The organism is Paenibacillus sp. GCM10027626 (genome assembly GCF_042676285.1).
Lineage (GTDB): Bacteria > Bacillota > Bacilli > Paenibacillales > Paenibacillaceae > Paenibacillus_Z.
Genome location: NZ_JBHTHC010000007.1, coordinates 363,142 through 383,084 on the forward strand (window position 1 = coordinate 363,142; position 19,943 = coordinate 383,084).

The window sequence follows — 19,943 nt, forward strand, 5'->3', positions numbered from 1 at the left end:
TCCCGGTTATATCCCTTTTGCCCAGGCAAATTGATGCGGCACCCTGTGGCTTTCTCCGTAACCATCTGTCTCCCTCGCATCGGAAAGCGCTTCCGTAGGGCAGGCTACTACACATTTTAGACATCCCTTGCAGTACTGATAATCGATGCCTTGCAGGAACATTTGCTGCCGTCCGCGCTTATCGGGTCGCTCCTCCCAAACAAAGCAAAAATCGGGACAGGCCGTATCGCACGCACCGCAATGAATGCAGGCAGCCTCATCAAAATGCGGCATCATCCCTTGGCGGGAAATGCTCAAGTCCTTTAACACACTATTGCCCGGGTTTGTAATCATCCCGCCGAGCGGCTGTGTCTCATACCCGAGCAGCGGCACGTCCCAGCGGGCAGGAAGCGGCATCTGCTCGCCTGCCGGCAGCGTAAAGGTTTGCATGACGAGCTGATCATAGCCGCGCTGAAAAGTACGCAATGCCGGCTCAACCGCTTGCGGATACTTTTTTTCCAGAGATTTGCGGATAATCGTCTTCATATAATCAAAATCAAGGAAGGAGCAGAGCCGGAACAATCCGCCGAGCATCGCCATATTCACCCTGTTGCGCTCCTCCAGCGCAATCGCAGTCGCATCTACGACAGCGATCGTCCCCCCGCAGAGCTTCAACTTCTCCTTCAACTGCTCCGGAGCTTTGGATGAGTTAACCAGCACAAGGCTATCCTCATAAATTCCGCTGATGACATTGATCGTTTTGGACAGATTTTCATGAAAAATTCCGACAACATGCGGTCGTTCTACCGGCGTTGTATCCCGGATGTTCGTATTCATGTCACAAAAACGAATATGCGCTTTAACCGGCGAGCCCTTTTTCTCAGAGCCGTATGACGAAAAGCTCACTCCATTAAAGCCGCTGCCGACTACCCCGGCCTCTGCCAGCATTTTGCCTGCCAGATTCGCGCCAAGGCCGCCGATGGATTCCAGACGAATTTCGAAGAAACCGAGTTCATTCCGCTTCGGCAGAATCGTCAAGCTTCCCACTCCCTCTCGAGTTGTCTGAATAATCAATAAATTAACAACTATCAGTATATCACTAATAGACAGAACAGGATAGACTTTCCTCCGCCAAAATAGCGGGAATTACATGCCTCCCCGCCTTCGCTGCAATTCCCGCAACTCCCGCCATCGAACCGGAATAATCCCTTCATCGGCAATCGCCTGCTTCACTTCCTCGTCACGAAACAATTCCATCTCCATTTCCCGCCGCCGCGGCGCGCCATGAAAAGCCCGCAATTCCTCAGTTGCAAGTGCAGGGTGAATAATAATTTCCGTTACCCCAGGCTGTAAATTGCGAATTAATTCGAGCATTTCCTTTTTGAAATCCTCATATCGCTCCCCTGCCTCTCCTTGAAACGGGAGCCCTTGCAAGTTATCGAGCACAACGATGCCGCGGCGTTCCGCTTCCTCAGCAAAACGCTGGGCCTGAACCGACAATTCCGTATGTGCAGTTGCAATATTTTGGGCTACCAATTGCCGCGGAAGTCGAAAGGGGAGCTGATACTCGACGCACACCTCGAACACTTCATGCAAAAAATGACGTCCGGTCTTCAGCCCATATAAACTCCCCATATGATTGTCGACATGGGTCACATCGATGCCAAGCGAGAGCGCCATTTCTATTTGGGCAGCCAACTCCGCCTTTACCTCCGCCTCTACTGCTTGCCTTTCAAAAGTTTTGGCATCAGCCGGGAAATATCCCTCATCCGTCACTAATGAACCGACCGCTTGGTGACGGCATACCGGCCCCCATTTCATTGCCCCCCACTCGCTTGTAAACGTAAGATGCACGCCAATATCCAGGTGCCGATGCCGCGCACTCCACAACGCCGCGTCTCTTGCCCAATTGCACGGCATCATAATCGTCGCTGAGGAGACTGCGCCTTCCAGCAGCAATTGCCGAATCCCTTCATTGGATGAATAACATAGGCCAAAATCGTCCGCATTGATGATCAGCAGTCGCTCATCCTCACGATAACCAAGCGCTTGCGCTGTTGATATCATAAGTACTCCTTTCAGCACAGAAATGTCGAAACCGATAAATTTCTGTAGCTTTCTGCGTTTCCCCGGGAAATAATGATTGAAGCCGGGAAATATTATTGAGGGAATTTTCGCTCAATTCTAATATTTCTGCCGGCAGGCATGTTTCCGGCGATCGTTGATGCGCTGCCCGACAGCGTTTTATTTCCCGGCCTGCGCCATATTTCATACTCAATCATCATGCCAATCAGAACAAACATGCCGCAACCCCACCACAACGTTGCAGCCGGCAGCAGCAGCGCTGACCCGACGATCGTTGCTGTAAGCCAACAGAGCGCTGTAAGATCGATGAACAATCCCCCTTTTCCCAGCCTCCACGGTCCTTCAAATTGAGCGGCGCACCCCCGTGCTTTCCGGTATGCAAGCCGTTTGCAGGCAATGGGCAGCAAATAAGCAAGATGAATAACGATGATGCTCAACCCTGCGAATGCGATCCATATCCGTTCCGCCATGCCCTCCCAGCCCAATGAGAGACAGACACATACGCTTATTGATGCCGATGCGGCGGCAGCGCAGCAAGCTGCTTGCGAAGGGGCAGCGACCGTGCGCGACAATTGGCTTAGCCGCGCTGATTGCGGCAGCACTCCGTCCTTTGCCATCTCATGCCACATCCTCGCAGCAGCAGTAAGCGCGCTTAACCCGCAGCACCAGCCTGATGCCGTTATCGTCCCTATCATGACTGCCATTAGCCAGCCGGCAGTTCCGCTCACACGCGTTACAAGCCAGTCGGTCAAACGAAGCCAGTATATTTGTCCGGCAAACATGTCCGGCAAATAGAGCAGCAATATTGCAAATAAGACGAAGCCGAAAATAAATGCGTACACAACAGATAAATAGATCGCCCACGGTACGTGCAGCCGCGGTTCCGCAGTTTCTTCCGCAAGCTGTGCCGCGCTGCCGGCGCCAATAAATACTTTGAGCAGCAGCATTAATCCGAGTAAAAAGGAAGTTGCCGGGCTGCCTGCCGTAAAAATATTCGCCGGGTGCTGCGGCATATAAAGCAAGCGAACCGGGTAGATCCCCGGCCAGTCAAAAATCGCTAATGACGCCACAATAACGGCAATGGCAGCGACGGTTATCCAGGCTGAACCAGCAAATATTTGCCCCAGTACACGGCTTTTTCTGTTATGCATATAAAGCTGTGTGCCAGCGAGCAAAAAGAAGAACAGCCAAAACAAAGCAGCGGCTTGGTCAGCCCCGCTCCAATAGGCGACAATCCGGCTCAGCCAAGAGGACAGCATAAGATTAACTGATGACAGAATTAATATTTGACCGGCAGCAAACAGCCATCCGGAGGCAAGCTGGATTCGTTGCAGATGGGAAGCAGAGGTGCGCGGCAATAGCAATTCTATATATACTGCACTCCAATGATAGCAGCCTCCCGACTTCGGTACTGCTGAAGCCAGCGAGGCGACGGAACAAGCGACGATTAATGAGAAAAAGGCCAGCAGAGGCCAGCCGACCCCGATTACAATCGGTCCTGCATAGGCAACCGCGGGCGCGATCATAAATGCAGCTCCAATCAAGAGTGGCAAATTCGCAAAGGAAAATCCGAACGCGGCTAATCCGCTCAGCTTGTTGCGCTGCGGCGGGTGTGTCGGCGGCAGCTGTGCTGGATCGGAACGCTTGGCCCGTTTATTGGCAAAGCGGATCGAAGCCGCTTGTGCAGGCAATGATCGACACTGGGATAATTTAAGCTGTTTCTGTACATGAAATGCCAGCCCCGCAGCAAAAAAGCAGCATATGGCAAACAATAGAAACCCAATCAACTCGGTCATCCCATTCTCCCCCCTACTTGACTGTATGTCGGGAAGAGGCCGGTCATCACTAATTGTAGAGGAAAGACAGAAAATTGATCTTTTTATTTTGGCGACTTGCGCTGAAACGACATCGATTAAAGAAGACGCTTTCATAGGAGGCGATTATAATGGACAGGAACCACGACAAAGTAACGTTGTAACTTATCGGCAATCAATACCCGGGAGCGCTTATCGGCGCCGGAGGGGCGCCGGCTGCTGCAGTGGCAGGCAGCTCTTCCCCTCCCGGCTTATCACAAACGGTTTCCGGCGCCGCTTATCTGCGCTTATGCGGCGGCTCCAACGGCCAGCAGGTCCCTCGTGCGTAGAACGCCTTGCTAGAGCTAGAGCATCATTTTTTCCCGTTCGGTCATGCGGCGCCCACGTATGTCCAGCACGATTCGTCCGCTATTCAAACCAATGATGCGGTCTGCGAACCGCTCTGCCCAGTCTCCCTGATGCAGTACGGCAACCACTGCAATGTCCTGCGTCTCGCACATCCGTTTCAAATCGGCCAAGACCGTCTCTGCCGCGTGCGGATCCAGCCCGGATACCGGCTCGTCGGCCAGCAACGTCTTCGCGCCATGCACAAGCGCACGCGCTATTGCAATCCGCTGCTTCTCGCCGCCGCTCAGCTTCTCGCCCTTCATATGCGCTTTATCAAGCAGGCCAAGCTTTTCGATGACATCCATAGCCCCCATGTAGTCATCGCTGCGAACCATCCCCGTTATTCTGCGCCAAAACGGCGTCTGATAGGCGGCGCCAATCAGCACATTTTTAAGCGCTGTCTTATTGGGGATCAGAATGGGCTTTTCCTCTAAATAAGCAACCTCGCGGCGCACTTTCATGATGCCAGGCAATCCCTTTTTCAAAATGTCGGTACCGTCCATTAGATACTGGCCTCTGCTCCATTTCTCCCGCAGCGCCAGACAACGGAGCAGCATCGATTTGCCGCTGCCGCTTGCTCCCTTTATCGCAACGAATTCGCCAGGGACAATATCAAGATCAATGCCGGCCAAAACGGTAGGGCCGCCAGGAATTTGCTTCGATAATTGAGACACTCTGATCATATGTAAGGCGCTCCTTTATTTCTCGAATATAGCAGTCTATCAGTATAGTTTACGGCAAACAAAAAATAGTTTCCATCCGAACAAATGTTTGGTATAATAGAAATGAGAACAGATGTTCCAAATTACTTGCATTCCAAAAGGAGGCTGATCATCTTGTACAACTGTGAAAACTATCGATTTATCGAACGTCATCGTCCATTCCGGGATTTAACCTTCAAGTTTTATTCTGACGGCAGGCTCACTATTATCGATAATACGGCTGAGGAGGTGATCAGCCCGAAGGAATTGAAGGGCGAGAGTTATGACTTTTACGTTCGCAAACGCATCGCCTTTATTAAGCAGGATCTGCGCAACAAGCTGGTCAAATACGCCTAATTACTCCAGGATGCCCCTTTGCTGTTGCTTTGGCAGCAAGGCTGCATCCTGTTTTGCTATTATTATGCACTGTGTGCATTAATTTGATACGAATTGACGAGCGGTCCCAGATGCGGTAGATTGAGAGTACAGCGAATCAGCCGAAGAAGGAGATTATGCCTATGACAAAGCAAACCCTGCTATTTGATTTGGATGATACGCTCATCTATTGCAACCGGTATTTTTATCAAATCATCAATCAGTTTACTTCCGCTATGACAGAATGGTTCAAGTCTGCATCCCTTGACGCGCAAGCTATCCGCGACAAGCAGATCGAGATCGATCTGGTAGGCGTGAATGCCGACGGCTTTAAGAGCGATCATTTTCCTCAGTCGTTCGTGGACACTTACCGCTTCTTTTCCGAGCTGTACAACCGCCCGCAAACGGCCGCCGAGATTGATTTTCTATGGAAGCTGGGACGCAGCGTATACGAGCATGAAGTCGAGGCATATCCCAATATGGAATCAACTCTGGATCGCCTCGCCAGCGAAGGACATGAATTGCATCTGTACACAGGCGGAGAAGTCCTGATTCAGCAGCGAAAAATTGACCAAATGCAGCTTACGCGTTACTTTGGCGAGCGGATCTACGTTCGCAAACATAAAAATATTGAAGCAATGGAGCAAATTGTTGCCAGCAAGAGGATGAATCGCGATCAGACATGGATGATCGGCAATTCGATCCGCACCGACATCGTTCCGGCGTTTCATGCCGGCATTAATGCCATTCACCTTGAGAGCGAATCCGAGTGGGTATACAACATTGTGGACGTTGACATCGCCCCAAAAGGCGCCTACTATCAGCTTCGGGAGCTGGCCGAAGTACCGCAAGCGATCTCGGAGTATGTCAGCTCTAACCAATCCGCTACGGGATAACAGACAGCACTGAGAAGAAACGGCTGGCGCCGTCCTTGGCGCTTGAAAATAGCGGCCGTGACATCCGTTACCGCCAGGCGAATGCTTATTCGGGATGTTGTATAAAGCAAAAAGGCTTATCTGGTACAGGGCGACCTGTCCCGGATAAGCCTTGCTTGCTTTAAGCGTCACTATTTACGAATTGAATCGTGCCCTTTGCTGTGTCCCGCAGCACCCAATTGCCCGATAACGGCGTACCGTCAGCCTGCTTGATTGTGATTTTGCGCGTTTTGCCGCTCGTTGCCAGCGACTTAGCCATCGCGGCCGTTATTTTTTTGCCCTGCTGCTCCTTCCAGATGACGAAGCCGCAGCCTTCCTTGAATCGCAGACAGCCGTAACCGCGCTTTCCCTCAATCAGCTTGCCGCCGCAGCCCGGCCGCGGACAGTCGGCAATCCAAGCCGCATCCACTGCTGTTGTCGCTGTGGCTGACGCAGCAGCCTTTTTCGCTGCAGATGATGAAACCGCCGATTTCGTCGTGCTGCTCTTGCTGCTCTTGCCGCTGCCGGAAGTCCGACGCGCCCCCTTCGCTGTCCTTTTCTCGCGCCCGGCCTGCTCCCCGAACAGACTCGCATCTGCCGGCCGCTGCTGCTTCACCTTGGCGACAATCATCCCGGCGAATTGCTTGACCTTCGCCATGAACGGCTCGTTTGAAGCCTCGCCTCGGGAAATTTGATGGAGCCGCTGCTCCCAGCGCCCAGTCATCTCCGGAGATGTCAACAGATCGACACCTGCTGACCGAATAAGCTCTATTGCCGCGCAGCCCTTTGCAGTCATTTCCAGCTTCTTGCCCGCTGTGGAGATATAACCGACCTGTTTTAAGCGCTCGATCGTCGCTGCTCGAGTAGCCGGCGTTCCTAGCCCGGTATGCTTCATCGCTTCGCGCAGCTCGTCGTCCTCGATCGCTTTGCCGGCGCTCTCCATCGCCTTTAGCAGTGTTCCTTCCGTATACGGTTTTGGCGGCTTGGTCATTTTCTCCAGAGCGGACGCCTGTTCACACATGACCGCTTGCGAAGGATCGACTGAGAACGGCTGATCGGTAATCAGCAGCTCATCCTCATCTTCCGCCTGATCGTCAGCTTTTTTGCGGCGCGATTTTGCTTTGCCGGCGCTGCTGGAACTCTCCCCCTCATCGCCCAGCACGACCCGCCACCCCGGATCAAGCTGCTCCTTGGCTCTCGTCTTGAACGTCTCCTGCTCAACCTCCGTGATGACCTCATGATTGTTGTATACAGCCGGAGGATAATAATGCGACAAAAAACGGCGGACGATCATGTCGTAAATGTTCAGCTCATCCTTGCTCAAGCCGCTGGGCGGCCGTTTCGGCGTCGGGATGATGGCGTGGTGATCCTCAACCTTGGCCGGATTGCAGACGGCTTTGTTGCCTTTATGCACTCTGCCCTGGTCCGCTCCCGCAGCAAGCGCGCCATAATCAGTCGATTTCAACATATGGAGCACCTTGCCCATGACGGGAATATTTTCCTCTGTCACGTAATTCGAGCTTGTCCGGGGATATGTAATGACCTTGTGCTTCTCATAAAGCGCTTGCGCGAGATCAAGCGTTTTTTTGGCGGGATAGCCAAAACGGCCATTCGCCTCCCGCTGCAACAGTGTCAAGTCATATAGACGGAACGGGTATTCCTTAGTCTCATTCGTTTTATAGCTGACAATACGGCCTTGCTTCCCGCGAACCTTGGCCGCGATCGCCTCAGCCTTGTCTTTTGCCGTCAGCCGGTCCCCCTGCCACACTCCCTTATAGCGAAATGCTTGCTGCGAGAACTCCCCTTGCACGACATAATAGGTTTCGCTCTCAAAAGCAGTTATCTCCTTATGACGGTCATATAATAGCGCTAGTACCGGCGTCTGTACCCGGCCGACAGACAAAAGCGTGCGATGACGAATCGTAAATGCGCGGGAAGCGTTCATTCCTACAAGCCAATCCGCCTCACTGCGCGCCCGCGCCGCGCTTGTCAGATTATCATATTCTGCATCGCTGCGCAGCGATGCAAAGCCGCGGCGGATCGTCTCCGGCGTCAAATCCGAAATCCACAGCCGTTCCACTGGCTGCCGCAGTTTCAAATACTGGCGTATAAGATGAAAAATAAGCTGGCCCTCACGCCCGGCATCGCAGGCGTTGACAAGCTTATTGCATTTTTTGGCCAACTCGGCTATCGTCTTTAACTGCTCTTTAGTCCGCGGGTTAGGCCATAGCTTGAAATGATCCGGTATAATAGGCAAATCCGCCTCATTCCATCGCTTATACTTGGGATCGTACTGATCGGGCTCAGCCAGACTGACAAGATGGCCAATCGCCCAAGTTATAATGAACTGCTGACCCTCCAGATAAGTGCGCTTGTTTTGCGCTTTCGGTTCAATTACTGCTGCAATTGTCCGCCCCATATCCGGTTTCTCTGCAATAATTAACGTCTTCAATCAATCGCCTCTCTATGATCATTACTTGTACTGACAGCACGCTGCAGGGTAGAGAGCAGACTGCTCACCCCACTCGCCCAGTCCGGATCTTCTGCATACTCCCTATTGATCCAAGTAATGGGCTCTACATTTTCCGGCCGATTTCGGCTCAACCGGTTAATCGTATTGCCTGCAATACTTGCCGCATCCTCAAGTGTCGTATTGTATTCACGCCAACTATGATAGACATTAAACGGATTGTTTGCGATCTCTTGGGCATTTTTGTGGTCCCGCGGTACAAAGCCCTGTTCCTGTCCTGTAATGGCAAACAGCAGCAGCGGGTTAATATCTTTTTTGCGGGCTGTGCGCAAAATCGCGTTTACATATTGCTCTTCAGCCAGCAGGGAATTTCTGTTCTTCAAATAAGCGATTAACTTCTTCTTATTAACAGCGGTATATCTGAGCTCTTGCGGCAGCTCATTCAAACTGCTGACGGTCTGCTTTTGTTCAGCCGGCGGGGCCGCAGGCGCCTCATTGGCCGAGCGGGCTGAGCGCTCCAGCCACGTGCTGCTATATGTAATCGTACCGGCAGCCAGCATCGCCGATAACAGCGCGTAGGTCGAACGGCGCAGCTTCTTCATCGGTCCAACAGCCGAAGCTTCGACAGCAGCCGCTACCGCAGATTGAAGCTCGTTCTCATCTGTATCCGGCTCCAATATTTCCTGAGCAGCAAAGCCTGTCATGACCTGCCAAATTTCTTCCTCCGAATCCATTGCGGCCGCCTTCACAAGAAGATCAGCAAATTGCCCGTCCATCAGCGTTGTTCCGAGCCGCAGCTCTGTCCAGCGCTTGAGTGCGAGGCGCGATCCGGCATCTTCCTCTAAATCGCCAGCCTGCAGACAAGCAGCAAAAATATGCATGCTTTCTACCGGTTTTCGCTGCTTTAACACGACGTCACGCAGAAGCGCCGTCGTCAGCTTCAGCTTGCTCTCGGGCTTCCAATCGGGCAATTGACGGGAGACGATGCGCTGCATCGCGTCATAAATAATTTCGGCATGCCTTTCTTGCGGCAGGTCGGCAAACTTTTTTTGAACATAGCTGCTGATATTGCGAATGTCGGTTGGTGATAAAATGCGGGCGCCTTCATTTCGCAACGAATATCCCTCCGATTATATCTTATTCTGCAAGCGGCAGCTCAGCTATCGCCTGCTGGATCGCTTCGGATTGAATAAATGCGCGCATTTGCTCCTTTTCATCTGCAGTGAACTGAAATTCACAATCACAGCCCTCATCAAGCGGCACAATCTGGGCGATGATTCCTTCTGACGTACAAATCACTAAGGCCGACAAATCTGTCAGCTCTGGCGGCGCAGGCGTTGCTGGAGAAAGCTCAAACTTTAACTCAATTTCGATCCAATGCGAATTTCGCCGCTCCAGCCGCGGCTTAAATTGTGCGAATTTCAATTCCAGTACGCGGTCCGAGCCATACTGTATCATCTAATTATACTCCCTCCTGCCGGCGTCGATAGGTACGAATACAAAACGGATAGGCATGCTTCTCGTCCCGCTCATGACACTCCTCCTGCACATTCTCCCATTCTTCGGACGCAAACGCAGGAAAATAAGCATCTCCTTCAAGCTCCACAAACACTTCCGTCAGCAGCAGCTTGTCCGCATGCGGCAAAAATTGCCTGTAAATTTCAGCGCCGCCGATGACCATCAGCTCTTCCCCGCCGGCAGCATAGCGCTGCAGCGCAGCCTCAATCGAATGCGCCACTTCACAGCCTTCAGTCGCATTGTAGTCCTCATTGCGCGTAATAATGACGTTGCGACGATTTTTCAAAGCTCCGCCTAGCGATTCGAACGTCTTGCGCCCCATAATGACGGTTTTGCCAGTCGTGGAACGGCGAAAATGAGCCATTTCCTCCGGCAATCGCCAGGGAAGCTTATTATCGATCCCAATCACCCGATTGCTTGCCATTGCAGCAATAAGTGTTATTGTCATCTGATAAAACCGTCCTTTCTTCAAATAGATATCGTATTACAGTATCATATCATGAACCGCGATTTTCTGCTCGCTCCTGTTTCCGCTTCATCCGCAATTCATAACGGGCCGGTGCCGAAGCATGCAGCCTTACTTCCTCATCCGTCTGCGGGATTACTTTAGGCACCCGCGTTGGCTTTCCTTCCTCATTCAAGCCGACAAATGAAAAGAAAGCCGTCACCGCAGTCGTCTTTTCTCCAGTTCCAATTTGCTCTGATTGTACCTTTACAAATACCTCCATCGAGCTATTATGCGTCCAGGTTACATAGGCAACGACTTCAATAATATCTCCGACGCGAATCGGCCCCACAAAATCAAGACTGTCGGTAGAAGCAGTAACAACAAGCATTCCGGAATGCCTCATTCCGGCTATCGCCGCTGTCTTATCCATATATTCCATTACCTTGCCGCCAAACATCGTTCCATGCATATTCGTATCGCCCGGAAAAATCAATTGCGTCATGGTCGTGCGCGATTCACTTGCCGGCTTGCTCTCTATTCTCATGCTGCCGCCCCCAGTCTGGCCAATTGGCAATCCATTCTTTTCTTTCTATAGTATGCTCAGCCCCGCGAATTGACAAAGAGGCTCAGCCGCCTGGCTGGCAGCATATGAGCCTCTTTGTTCATGTTCTTATTTGCTGATGGCATGAATTGGATGGCCAAGCGCTACCTCAGCAGCATCCAGTACAATTTCGCCCAATGTCGGGTGAGCGTGGATCGTCAGAGCCAGATCCTCCAGTGTTGCACCCATTTCGATTGCCAGGCCAAGCTCGGCAATCATATTCGATGCTTCAATACCGGCAATTTGCGCACCAAGCACAAGACCTGTATCCGCATCGGCGATCAGCTTCACAAAGCCTTCTTTGACGCCCAGAGAAAGCGCACGTCCGTTAATGTTGAACGGGAATTTGCCCACTTTAACGTTGTGTCCTTTTTCTTTTGCCTCTTTTTCGCTGTAGCCTACGCTGGAAAGCTCAGGATCGGAGAATACAACGAGCGGGATACATTTATAATCAATCTTGCTTGGCTGGCCGTCAATTGCTTCAGCTGCAACGCGTCCTTCATACATCGCTTTATGCGCCAAAGCAGGTCCGGCAACGATGTCGCCAATGGCATAGATATGCGGAATGCTGGTACGGCATTGGTCGTCTACTTCAATCATGCCGCGGTCCGTCATTTTAATGTTGATCAGATCAAGACCAAGCTCGCCGTCCGTATTTGGGCGACGGCCGACAGTAACGAGCAAATAGTCAGCCGTTACTTGCTTGTCTTCGCCGTTAACAGTGTAAGTTACTGTCACATCTTTATCCGTTTGCTCTGCGCTTTTCGCTTGAGCGCCGGTTACGAGCTCCGCTCCTGCAGCTTTCAGCTTCTTGGCAACTAGCGAAGACATATCCGTATCGAAGCCTGGAAGAATGGAATCCGAGCCTTCGATTACTGTAATTTTCGTACCAAAACGGGAATACATTTGGCCAAGCTCGATGCCGATATAGCCGCCGCCGATGACAACCATGCTCTTCGGAATTTCCGGAAGCGACAAGGCTTCGGTCGAAGAAACGATGCGTCCCCCATAAGGGAAAGCTTTCAGCTCGATCGGACGGGAACCGGTAGCGATAATACAGTTTTTGAAGCGATAACGAGGAGCTTCCTGCTCGTTAAATACACGCGCTTCATTTTCGTTAATGAACATTACTTCGCCATTGAAGTATTGAATTTTGTTAGCTTTCAGCAATGCGCCAACGCCGCCGGTCAGCTTTTTGACTACGCCGTCCTTGAACGCCTGCACTTTATCCCATTCTACTTTCACACCTTCGGTCGTAATCCCGAACTCGGAAGCATGGGATACAGACTCATATTGGTGCGACGCCGAGATCAGCGCCTTGGAAGGAATACAGCCAACATTCAAACATACGCCGCCAACATATTGCTTGTCGACTACCAATACGTTTTGTCCCAGCTGTGCCGCGCGAATTGCAGCGACATAGCCGCCTGGACCTGCGCCAATGACTAGTGTGTCGATATCGAGTGATGCGTCTCCTACTACCATGCTGCTACACCTCCATGATGAACAGTTCTGGTTGAGCCAGCAACTGTTTGATATAGTTTAAGAAGTTTTGTGCAGTTGCACCGTCGATCAGACGGTGGTCGAAGCTGAGCGACAATGCCATAACAGGGGCTGCTACAATTTCGCCATCGCGAACGACAGGTTTTTCCGAAATACGGCCTGTTCCCAAAATCGCCACTTCAGGGAAGTTGATAACAGGGGTAAAGAACATGCCGCCGGCAGAGCCGATATTGGTAATCGTAATTGTGCTGCCTTTCATTTCATGCGGTGCCAGTTTGCCTTCACGGCCGCGAACAGCCAAGTCCTTGATTCCGTCTGCCACCATGTAGATGTTTTTGCGATCTGCATCTTCGATAACCGGCACGATCAGGCCGTTGTCTGTATCGGTAGCAATCCCGATATTGTAGTACTTGCGCAGAACAATTTCCTGATTCGCTTCATCCAGCGTCGAGTTCATTATCGGGAACTGACGGCAAGCTGCCACCAGCGCCTTCACGATGAACGGCAAGTAAGTAAGTTTAACGCCTTTTTTCTCAGCAAACGGCTTATATTTTGCGCGCAGCGCAACAAGCTCGGTTACATCGACTTCGTCCATAAGCGTAACATGCGGTGCCGTGTACATCGATTTGGACATTGCGCTCGCAATCGCTTTACGGATGCCTTTGAACGGCAAACGCTCTTCCGGACGATAAGGCGTGCCTGCCGCCACAGCTGCCGGAGCCGCTTTTGCCTCTTCAGCCGGCACTGCTGCTTGTGGCGCATCTGTCGCTGCAGGAGCTGCAACTGCTGCCGCACCGCCGCCTGCTGCGAAGCCATCCACGTCCTCGCGCGTAATGCGGCCGTTCTTGCCTGTGCCTGTTACGGCTGAGAGCTCTACGCCTTTTTCACGCGCATATTTGCGTACACTTGGCGTAGCCAGTACAATCGCCCCTGCTGCTGCAGGAGCTGAAGCTGCCGCCTGGCCGCCGGCGATTTCCGCTCCGCCTTGCGCTGCCGCTTTCTCATCAGCCTCTTGCGGCGCTTCTGTAGCTGCATCGCCATGTACTTGCTCTGGCAGTTCGCCTTCTGCATCGATAATCGCGACCACTTCACCGATCCGGCACACTTGTCCGTCCTTCGTGAACACTTCCAATACTTTGCCGTTGACCGGGCTAGGTACTTCCACGACCGCTTTATCGTTTTGCACTTCCATAATAATATCGTCGTCCGTTACATTATCGCCGGGCTTAATATGCATTTTGACGATTTCGCCTTCGTGCAAGCCTTCACCCAACTCCGGGAACCGGTATTCAAATTTCGCCACCTACGCTACCTCCTTCATCATTGCAAGTGATAGCCCGCTTCCATATATAAGGAGGCGAGCATCAGCTTCATTCATTCATGCAGAATGATAATTAAAACTCCAATACTTGCTTAACCGCTGCGCTGATACGCGCTGGTGTAGGCAGCCAGATATCCTCGATTTGCGCGAATGGATATACAGTATCCGGACCTGCCACGCGAAGCACCGGCGCTTCTAAGTGAAGAATCGCTTTTTCATTGATTTGGGCAATGATTTCTGCCGCTGCACCGGAAGTTTTTTGCGCTTCCTGAACAACAATTGCACGGTTCGTTTTTTGAATCGAAGCTACGATCGTATCGATGTCAAGCGGCATCAACGTCCGCAGGTCGATAACCTCTGCCTTGACTCCTTGCTTTTCCAGCTCCTCGGCCGCTTTAACTGCAGTGTGCACCATCATGCCGTAAGCGATAATAGTAACATCTGAGCCTTCACGCACCACATTCGCTTTACCGATCTCAACGGTATATTCGCCCTCTGGCACTTCGGAGCGGAATGCACGGTACAAGTTAAGATGCTCCATAAAAAAGACCGGATCGTTATCGCGGATGGCGGAAATAAGCAGCCCTTTTGCATCATAAGGGTTAGACGGAACAATCACTTTTATACCTGGCGTTTGCACCGCAAGGCCTTCCAGCGAGTCCGTATGCAATTCCGCCGCTTTTACGCCGCCCCCGAAAGGTGTGCGGAAAACGATAGGCGAATTGTAGCGTCCGCCGGAACGATAACGCATTCTCGCCGCCTGTACAAACATTTGATCCAACGCTTCATAAATAAAGCCAACAAATTGAATTTCCGCGATCGGGCGGAAGCCTTGCACTCCCATACCTACTGCCATACCCGCAATCGCAGATTCCGCCAGCGGCGTGTCGAATACGCGCTCTTCGCCGAATTCCTCCTGCAGCCCTTCCGTTACGCGGAATACGCCGCCGACTTTCCCTACGTCTTCGCCAAAGGCTACGACGTTAGCATCGCGCTTCAACTCCACGCGCATCGCGTCGCGGATCGCTTCCAACATATTCATTTGTGCCATGTTCGCTGGTTCCTCCTAAATTTTTTTGCTCTTCTTGCATGACAAGCCTGCAATCTATTCATTTCCGGTAATCAAGCAGACCTGACCGTTTATCGTTCTTTATGATTAAAAATCGGCTTTTTGCTCTTCCAAGTGCTTGGGCGTCGTCTCGAACATCGTGTCGATCAAGCCTGCCACAGTCATTTTTTCCGTTGCTTCAGCCTTTTTAATATGCTCATTCACTGTAGCTTTCGCTTCTTCCTTCACGCGCGCCGTATCCTCTTCAGTCCACAGGCCTTTCTTCTCCAGGAATTTGCCGAAGCGGGTAAGCGGATCCTTCTGCGCCCACTCACTCTCTTCATCCTTCGTGCGATACTTCGTCGCATCGTCAGCCATGGAGTGCGGACGGAAACGGTAAGTCAGCAGTTCAATCAATGTAGCGCCTTCGCCATTGCGTCCGCGCTCTGCAGCCTCGGACACCGCTTTGTAAACTGCGAGAACGTCCATGCCGTCCACTTGTACGCCCTTGATACCGGCAGCTACCGCTTTATGTGCAATCGACAGCGCCGCTGTTTGCTTCTCGAACGGCGTCGTGATCGCATAGCCATTATTTTGCACGGCATAAATAACCGGCAGCTTGTAGGCGCCTGCGAAGTTCATCCCTTCATAGAAATCGCCCTCGGACGAGCCGCCGTCGCCTGTATAGGTAATAGCGACACGCTTTTCACCGCGTTTTTTGAACGCCATAGCAACGCCGGTAGCGTGCAAAATTTGCGCGCCGATAATGATTTGCGGCATCAGCACATGCGCGTCCTCCGGAATTTGTCCGCCGTGCTGGTGACCGCGGGAATATAGGAACGCCTGATAGAGGGGCAATCCGTGCCAAACAATTTGCGGCATATCGCGATAGCCTGGGCAAATAAAATCATCTTTATTTAATGCATATTCACTGCCAATCATGGATGCTTCCTGGCCCGATACAGGCGCGTAGAAGCCAAGACGGCCTTGACGGCCCAGGTTGACCGCACGCTCGTCCCATGTACGTGTAAATACCATTCGGTACATTAATTCTTTTAATTGCTCATCCGACAAATTCGGCATTAAATCCGGGTTAACGACTTCACCGTCTGGAGACAGAATCGAAAGCGGCGTTACCGGCTCCGTCTGTACTTCGTAAGGAAGCTTGCTCATCAACGTTCACCTCAGTTAAATATTTGAAAATGCTCGCGTCTCTGTTATAGAATGATTATAACCCTGTTTAATACAAATGGTCAAAGCATAAAATAGTCAAAACCTTTGTTTTTCCTTGTTTTGTACTATCTATCGCTCCGAGTGTGTATATAACAGCTGAATATTTATGATGATACAGAATGGTACACAATGGTTATAACCCGTGACAATCCTTCTGTTTATCCCATTCTTTTGTTTGCCCTTATCTGTATGAAAGCATTCAATCTGCGAGAGGAGTTTTTTTCATTGACCGATTCCCGGTACTTCAAACGTACAATTGTAAAAGAAACTGTCGAAAGCCGTCACCTTCCAGACGGCAAACGCGACCTGCGCATCTATTTGCCGCCAGGCTATAATGAAGCGCTCAGCTATCCTGTCGTCTACTGTCAGGATGGCGAAGATTTTTTCAATTTCGGCCGCGTCGCGACCATTGCGAATCAGCTCATTCTGGATGAAGGACTTACGCCATTCATTATTGTAGGCGTCGATGTCGACAAAAAGAAGCGCACCGCCGAGTATACGCCGGACGGCCCGCTTCACGACAGTTATGTACAATTTTTTGCCGAAGAGCTGCTGCCGTTTATTGAAGCGCGCTATCCAGTGCGCCGCAATCCGGGCGAGCGGCTGCTGGCCGGCGATTCGCTAGGCGGCACAGTTTCCTGGCATATCGCAACCCGCTACCCGCACTTATTTAACCGTGTCGCTGCTTTTTCAGGCGCCTTCTATCCGTATTCGCAAACTTTGACCAGCCTCATGCCGGATTTGAGCGAGATGGAGATTTTCATGATTGTAGGCTTGCAAGAGACGGCTTATCAAACCGATACCGGCATTTACAATTTCGTCGCGCTCAATCGCGAAATGAAGCAAATCGTCGAAGAACGCGGCGCTACTGTCCATTATGGCGAACATGAAGGCCAGCATGTGTGGGGCTTTTGGCAGCAGCATATTCCGCAGGCATTGAAGATTTTTATGGGTTAGCACACTTGCCCAGCGGTTGAAAAAATAAGATAAGCCGTCTCCCAAGCGCTGCTCCATGCAGGGTGCTTCGAAGACGGCTTTTTTGATTTTAAATTTCAGGGGAAGAACCTGCCTCGCGCCAAGGACGGCGTCAGCGGATTGCTTCCTTCTCCCTCTCATGAAGCTGCTCCTTGATCCGTTCAACCAGCTTCTTGCAGCCTGCAGTTATCATTTCATAAACCTCGTCGAAATTTCCAGTATAGTAAGGGTCCGGCACATCGGCTGTTTTACGCTCCGGCAGCAGACTCATGAATTTGAACACCTTTGTATGGCCGTCGCAGCGGCTTCCGAACAACTGACGGACATCCTTTTCGTTGTTTGTATCCATGCACACAATGTAATCAAAGCTTTGAAAATCATCAAGCTTGACCTGTCTTGCCCGCATCCCTTCGTAAGAGATATTGTTGCGGTCAAGAATTTTGCGCGTGCCTTCATGCGGCTGCTTGCCGATATGCCAATCGCCTGTACCGGCAGAGTCAACCTTCACTTGCTCAGACAGCTCCTGCTCTTGCAGCTGCTGGCGCAGTACAGCCTCGGCCATCGGCGAACGGCAAATATTTCCAAGACAAACAAATAATACAGAAATCATCGTTACTCCCCTTCCTTCTCCTTACCCGCTGCTTTGACGGTCTGCGCCTCTTCCGCATGAACAGATTGCGCGAGTGCAAGCTTCAGCGATCTTCTGGGCAGCCGCCATTTGTAATGAACTGACAGCATCCTGAACACGATAACAATAACGAATAGCACAAGCAATTCCAGCGGTGTCGTAAACCAGCCAAGGCCGACAGCGGCGCCTGCAGCCATAGCCCAAACTGCGTAAATTTCCTCGCGCAGGACGAGCGGCTTCCTGCCGGCAAGCACGTCGCGGATCATTCCGCCTCCAATGCCTGTCAGCATAGCTGCGACGATGACCGCACTGAGCGGATGCTTGCCGGTGGCATAGAGCGCCCCTTGAATAGCGAAGGCCGACAATCCGATGGCATCAAAAAAAGCTTCACTTCGCCGCCAGCGCTTTATCCACTTGACCGGCAAAATAAAGGCAATCGTCATCGCAATCACGGCTGTCTTGAGCAGCATTCCTTGCGACCAGAGTGTTGTGACCGGAATGCCAATCAAAAGATTTCGCACCACACCGCCTCCAAAGGCAGTCACAAGCCCGAGCACGTACACGCCTAAAATATCGTACTCTTCTTCCATGGCCACAATCGCACCGCTGACAGCAAATGCAATTGTACCGATTACGCTGAAAATCGTAAAAACGTCCATGTCCAATTGCCAGTTCAAGCTTACGATGCCTCCGCATTCGTTCAGAGCAGAACTCTGAATCGTTCATAGTTTCCTCACCATTGTAGCCGCGTATTCAAGGATCGCGCAAGAGTAGTTTTTAAAATACTGCTGCCCCTTGCTTAGGGCCAGACTAGTCAACGGTCACGGATTGCTTGTATACTGACAAAGGCAAGCCCTAACAGAAAGGAACGATTGGATATGAGTAAGAAACGTGCGCTCATCGTAACCGGCGGGACTGCCGGCCCATGGGCGCTGCAATACATAAACCCGGACGACCTGCTGATCGGCGCAGATCATGGCGCGGCATTTCTCATCGCTAACGGCTTCAAGCCGGACATCGCTCTTGGCGATTTTGATTCGGTCACGGACGAGGAATGGGAAGCGATCAAGGCCTATAGCAAGGAGGTGCGGGATTGCGACCCGATCGATAAAAACTATACCGATACCGAGCTCGCACTAAGAGCCGCGCTTGACAGCGGCGCCCGCAGCATCGCAATTATCGGTGCGATTGGCAGCCGCCTCGATCATACATTGGCCAATATACAACTGCTAAAAGTCGCTCATGACCATGGAGCCAGGGCGGCAATCATAGACGAACACAATCATTTACAGTTGATGACCAGCGAGCTGTCGATTAGCAAAAACCCTTCTTACCGCTACGTGTCTTTACTGCCGCTGAGCGCAAGCGTTACCGGAATTACGCTCGAAGGCTTCAAATATCCGCTGCATGAAGCAACGCTGGAAACCGGCCAATCACTTTGCATCAGCAACGAGTTGGCAGACACTGCCAATACGAGTCATATCCGAATGCGCTCCGGATTACTGCTCGTTATTCAAAGCAGTGATTAGCTAGCAGAGAGAAAAAAGTAGGGGGACACGGACCGTAGCGGACCGTAGATCCGTTATTGGCCTCAAAACGCCGTAAAAACCAGGCGAAATCCATAAATAACGGACGGACCGTAGGAGGCTGTCGATTGATTGTGGACATCTGTAAGCACGGTCGAAGCAGGCATGAGCGGACCGTAGGAGAGCGTCGATTAATTCTCCCCAACTTGCCCTGTGCGATGAATCTCATGATTCGGATCCCTTCATTTTCTCCATGAAATGAAGGGTTTTCTTTCATTTCCTCACCAATACTCTCGTTTTCGTGGTATAATCATATTAACATGATCTGAGCCGGGGGGAGTTCCAATGTCAAACACAAACATGTCCAATGAGAATACCAACCAACTGTCCATTTCGGATTACGGGATCGCCGTGCCT

General features: G+C 51.5%; 19 protein-coding genes. 4 read left to right on the forward strand and 15 right to left on the reverse strand.

The window, feature by feature from the left end; translation table 11 throughout:
* Window positions 1–6 precede the first annotated feature (6 nt).
* From ACFQ0N_RS16350 to ACFQ0N_RS16365, 4 genes are all read right to left on the reverse strand, one after another.
* Window positions 7–1,017 carry a 2-oxoacid:acceptor oxidoreductase family protein gene (locus ACFQ0N_RS16350; protein WP_379327943.1) on the reverse strand — a complete coding sequence of 337 codons (1,011 nt, stop codon included), beginning with the start codon at window positions 1,015–1,017 and terminating at the stop codon, window positions 7–9.
* 108 nt (window positions 1,018–1,125) lie between these two features.
* Entirely contained in the window at window positions 1,126–2,046 is a 921-nt protein-coding gene (locus ACFQ0N_RS16355) for a polysaccharide deacetylase family protein (protein ID WP_379327945.1), read from the reverse strand.
* 92 nt (window positions 2,047–2,138) lie between these two features.
* The gene (locus ACFQ0N_RS16360) at window positions 2,139–3,860 is read right to left on the reverse strand and encodes an amino acid permease (protein ID WP_379327947.1); all 1,722 of its coding nucleotides are present in this window, start codon (window positions 3,858–3,860) and stop codon (window positions 2,139–2,141) included.
* A 362-nt stretch (window positions 3,861–4,222) separates the two neighbouring features.
* Window positions 4,223–4,948, reverse strand: a complete 726-nt coding sequence (locus tag ACFQ0N_RS16365) for a phosphonate ABC transporter ATP-binding protein (RefSeq protein WP_379327949.1) — start codon at window positions 4,946–4,948, stop codon at window positions 4,223–4,225.
* A gap of 153 nt (window positions 4,949–5,101) precedes the next feature.
* Here ACFQ0N_RS16365 and ACFQ0N_RS16370 point away from each other — a divergent pair, with 153 nt between their 5' ends.
* Window positions 5,102–5,323, forward strand: coding sequence for a hypothetical protein (locus tag ACFQ0N_RS16370; RefSeq protein WP_379327951.1), 222 nt, complete (start codon window positions 5,102–5,104; stop codon window positions 5,321–5,323).
* A gap of 161 nt (window positions 5,324–5,484) precedes the next feature.
* The gene (locus ACFQ0N_RS16375) at window positions 5,485–6,237 is read left to right on the forward strand and encodes an HAD family hydrolase (RefSeq protein ID WP_379327953.1); all 753 of its coding nucleotides are present in this window, start codon (window positions 5,485–5,487) and stop codon (window positions 6,235–6,237) included.
* 160 nt (window positions 6,238–6,397) lie between these two features.
* Here ACFQ0N_RS16375 and ACFQ0N_RS16380 read toward each other — a convergent pair whose 3' ends face one another.
* From ACFQ0N_RS16380 to pdhA, 9 genes are all read right to left on the reverse strand, one after another.
* Window positions 6,398–8,707, reverse strand: a complete 2,310-nt coding sequence (locus ACFQ0N_RS16380) for a type IA DNA topoisomerase (protein WP_379327955.1) — start codon at window positions 8,705–8,707, stop codon at window positions 6,398–6,400.
* Window positions 8,704–9,840, reverse strand: coding sequence for a hypothetical protein (locus tag ACFQ0N_RS16385; RefSeq protein ID WP_379327957.1), 1,137 nt, complete (start codon window positions 9,838–9,840; stop codon window positions 8,704–8,706). The genes ACFQ0N_RS16380 and ACFQ0N_RS16385 overlap by 4 nt, the downstream gene beginning before the upstream one ends.
* Window positions 9,841–9,862: 22 nt before the next feature.
* On the reverse strand, window positions 9,863–10,183 hold the full coding sequence (locus tag ACFQ0N_RS16390) for a hypothetical protein (RefSeq protein ID WP_379327959.1): 321 nt from the start codon (window positions 10,181–10,183) through the stop codon (window positions 9,863–9,865).
* A 4-nt stretch (window positions 10,184–10,187) separates the two neighbouring features.
* A complete protein-coding gene (locus ACFQ0N_RS16395; protein WP_379327961.1) occupies window positions 10,188–10,691 on the reverse strand; it encodes a dihydrofolate reductase in 504 nt (167 codons plus the stop codon).
* Between the two features lie 49 nt (window positions 10,692–10,740).
* A complete protein-coding gene (locus ACFQ0N_RS16400) occupies window positions 10,741–11,235 on the reverse strand; it encodes an acyl-CoA thioesterase (protein ID WP_379327963.1) in 495 nt (164 codons plus the stop codon).
* A gap of 126 nt (window positions 11,236–11,361) precedes the next feature.
* Window positions 11,362–12,777 carry a dihydrolipoyl dehydrogenase gene (lpdA, locus tag ACFQ0N_RS16405; RefSeq protein ID WP_379327966.1) on the reverse strand — a complete coding sequence of 472 codons (1,416 nt, stop codon included), beginning with the start codon at window positions 12,775–12,777 and terminating at the stop codon, window positions 11,362–11,364.
* 4 nt (window positions 12,778–12,781) lie between these two features.
* The gene (locus ACFQ0N_RS16410) at window positions 12,782–14,098 is read right to left on the reverse strand and encodes a dihydrolipoamide acetyltransferase family protein (RefSeq protein WP_379327968.1); all 1,317 of its coding nucleotides are present in this window, start codon (window positions 14,096–14,098) and stop codon (window positions 12,782–12,784) included.
* A 91-nt stretch (window positions 14,099–14,189) separates the two neighbouring features.
* The gene (locus ACFQ0N_RS16415) at window positions 14,190–15,167 is read right to left on the reverse strand and encodes an alpha-ketoacid dehydrogenase subunit beta (RefSeq protein WP_379327970.1); all 978 of its coding nucleotides are present in this window, start codon (window positions 15,165–15,167) and stop codon (window positions 14,190–14,192) included.
* A 105-nt stretch (window positions 15,168–15,272) separates the two neighbouring features.
* Entirely contained in the window at window positions 15,273–16,337 is a 1,065-nt protein-coding gene (pdhA, locus tag ACFQ0N_RS16420) for a pyruvate dehydrogenase (acetyl-transferring) E1 component subunit alpha (RefSeq protein ID WP_379327972.1), read from the reverse strand.
* A gap of 285 nt (window positions 16,338–16,622) precedes the next feature.
* On the opposite strand from pdhA, the gene ACFQ0N_RS16425 reads away from it, so the two are divergent.
* On the forward strand, window positions 16,623–17,354 hold the full coding sequence (locus ACFQ0N_RS16425; RefSeq protein ID WP_379327975.1) for an alpha/beta hydrolase: 732 nt from the start codon (window positions 16,623–16,625) through the stop codon (window positions 17,352–17,354).
* A gap of 130 nt (window positions 17,355–17,484) precedes the next feature.
* On the opposite strand, the gene ACFQ0N_RS16430 is transcribed toward ACFQ0N_RS16425, so the two are convergent.
* Window positions 17,485–17,982, reverse strand: a complete 498-nt coding sequence (locus ACFQ0N_RS16430) for a low molecular weight protein-tyrosine-phosphatase (RefSeq protein ID WP_379327977.1) — start codon at window positions 17,980–17,982, stop codon at window positions 17,485–17,487.
* 2 nt (window positions 17,983–17,984) lie between these two features.
* A complete protein-coding gene (locus ACFQ0N_RS16435; RefSeq protein ID WP_379328003.1) occupies window positions 17,985–18,659 on the reverse strand; it encodes a trimeric intracellular cation channel family protein in 675 nt (224 codons plus the stop codon).
* A gap of 219 nt (window positions 18,660–18,878) precedes the next feature.
* On the opposite strand from ACFQ0N_RS16435, the gene ACFQ0N_RS16440 reads away from it, so the two are divergent.
* On the forward strand, window positions 18,879–19,529 hold the full coding sequence (locus ACFQ0N_RS16440; RefSeq protein ID WP_379327979.1) for a thiamine diphosphokinase: 651 nt from the start codon (window positions 18,879–18,881) through the stop codon (window positions 19,527–19,529).
* Window positions 19,530–19,943 lie beyond the last annotated feature (414 nt).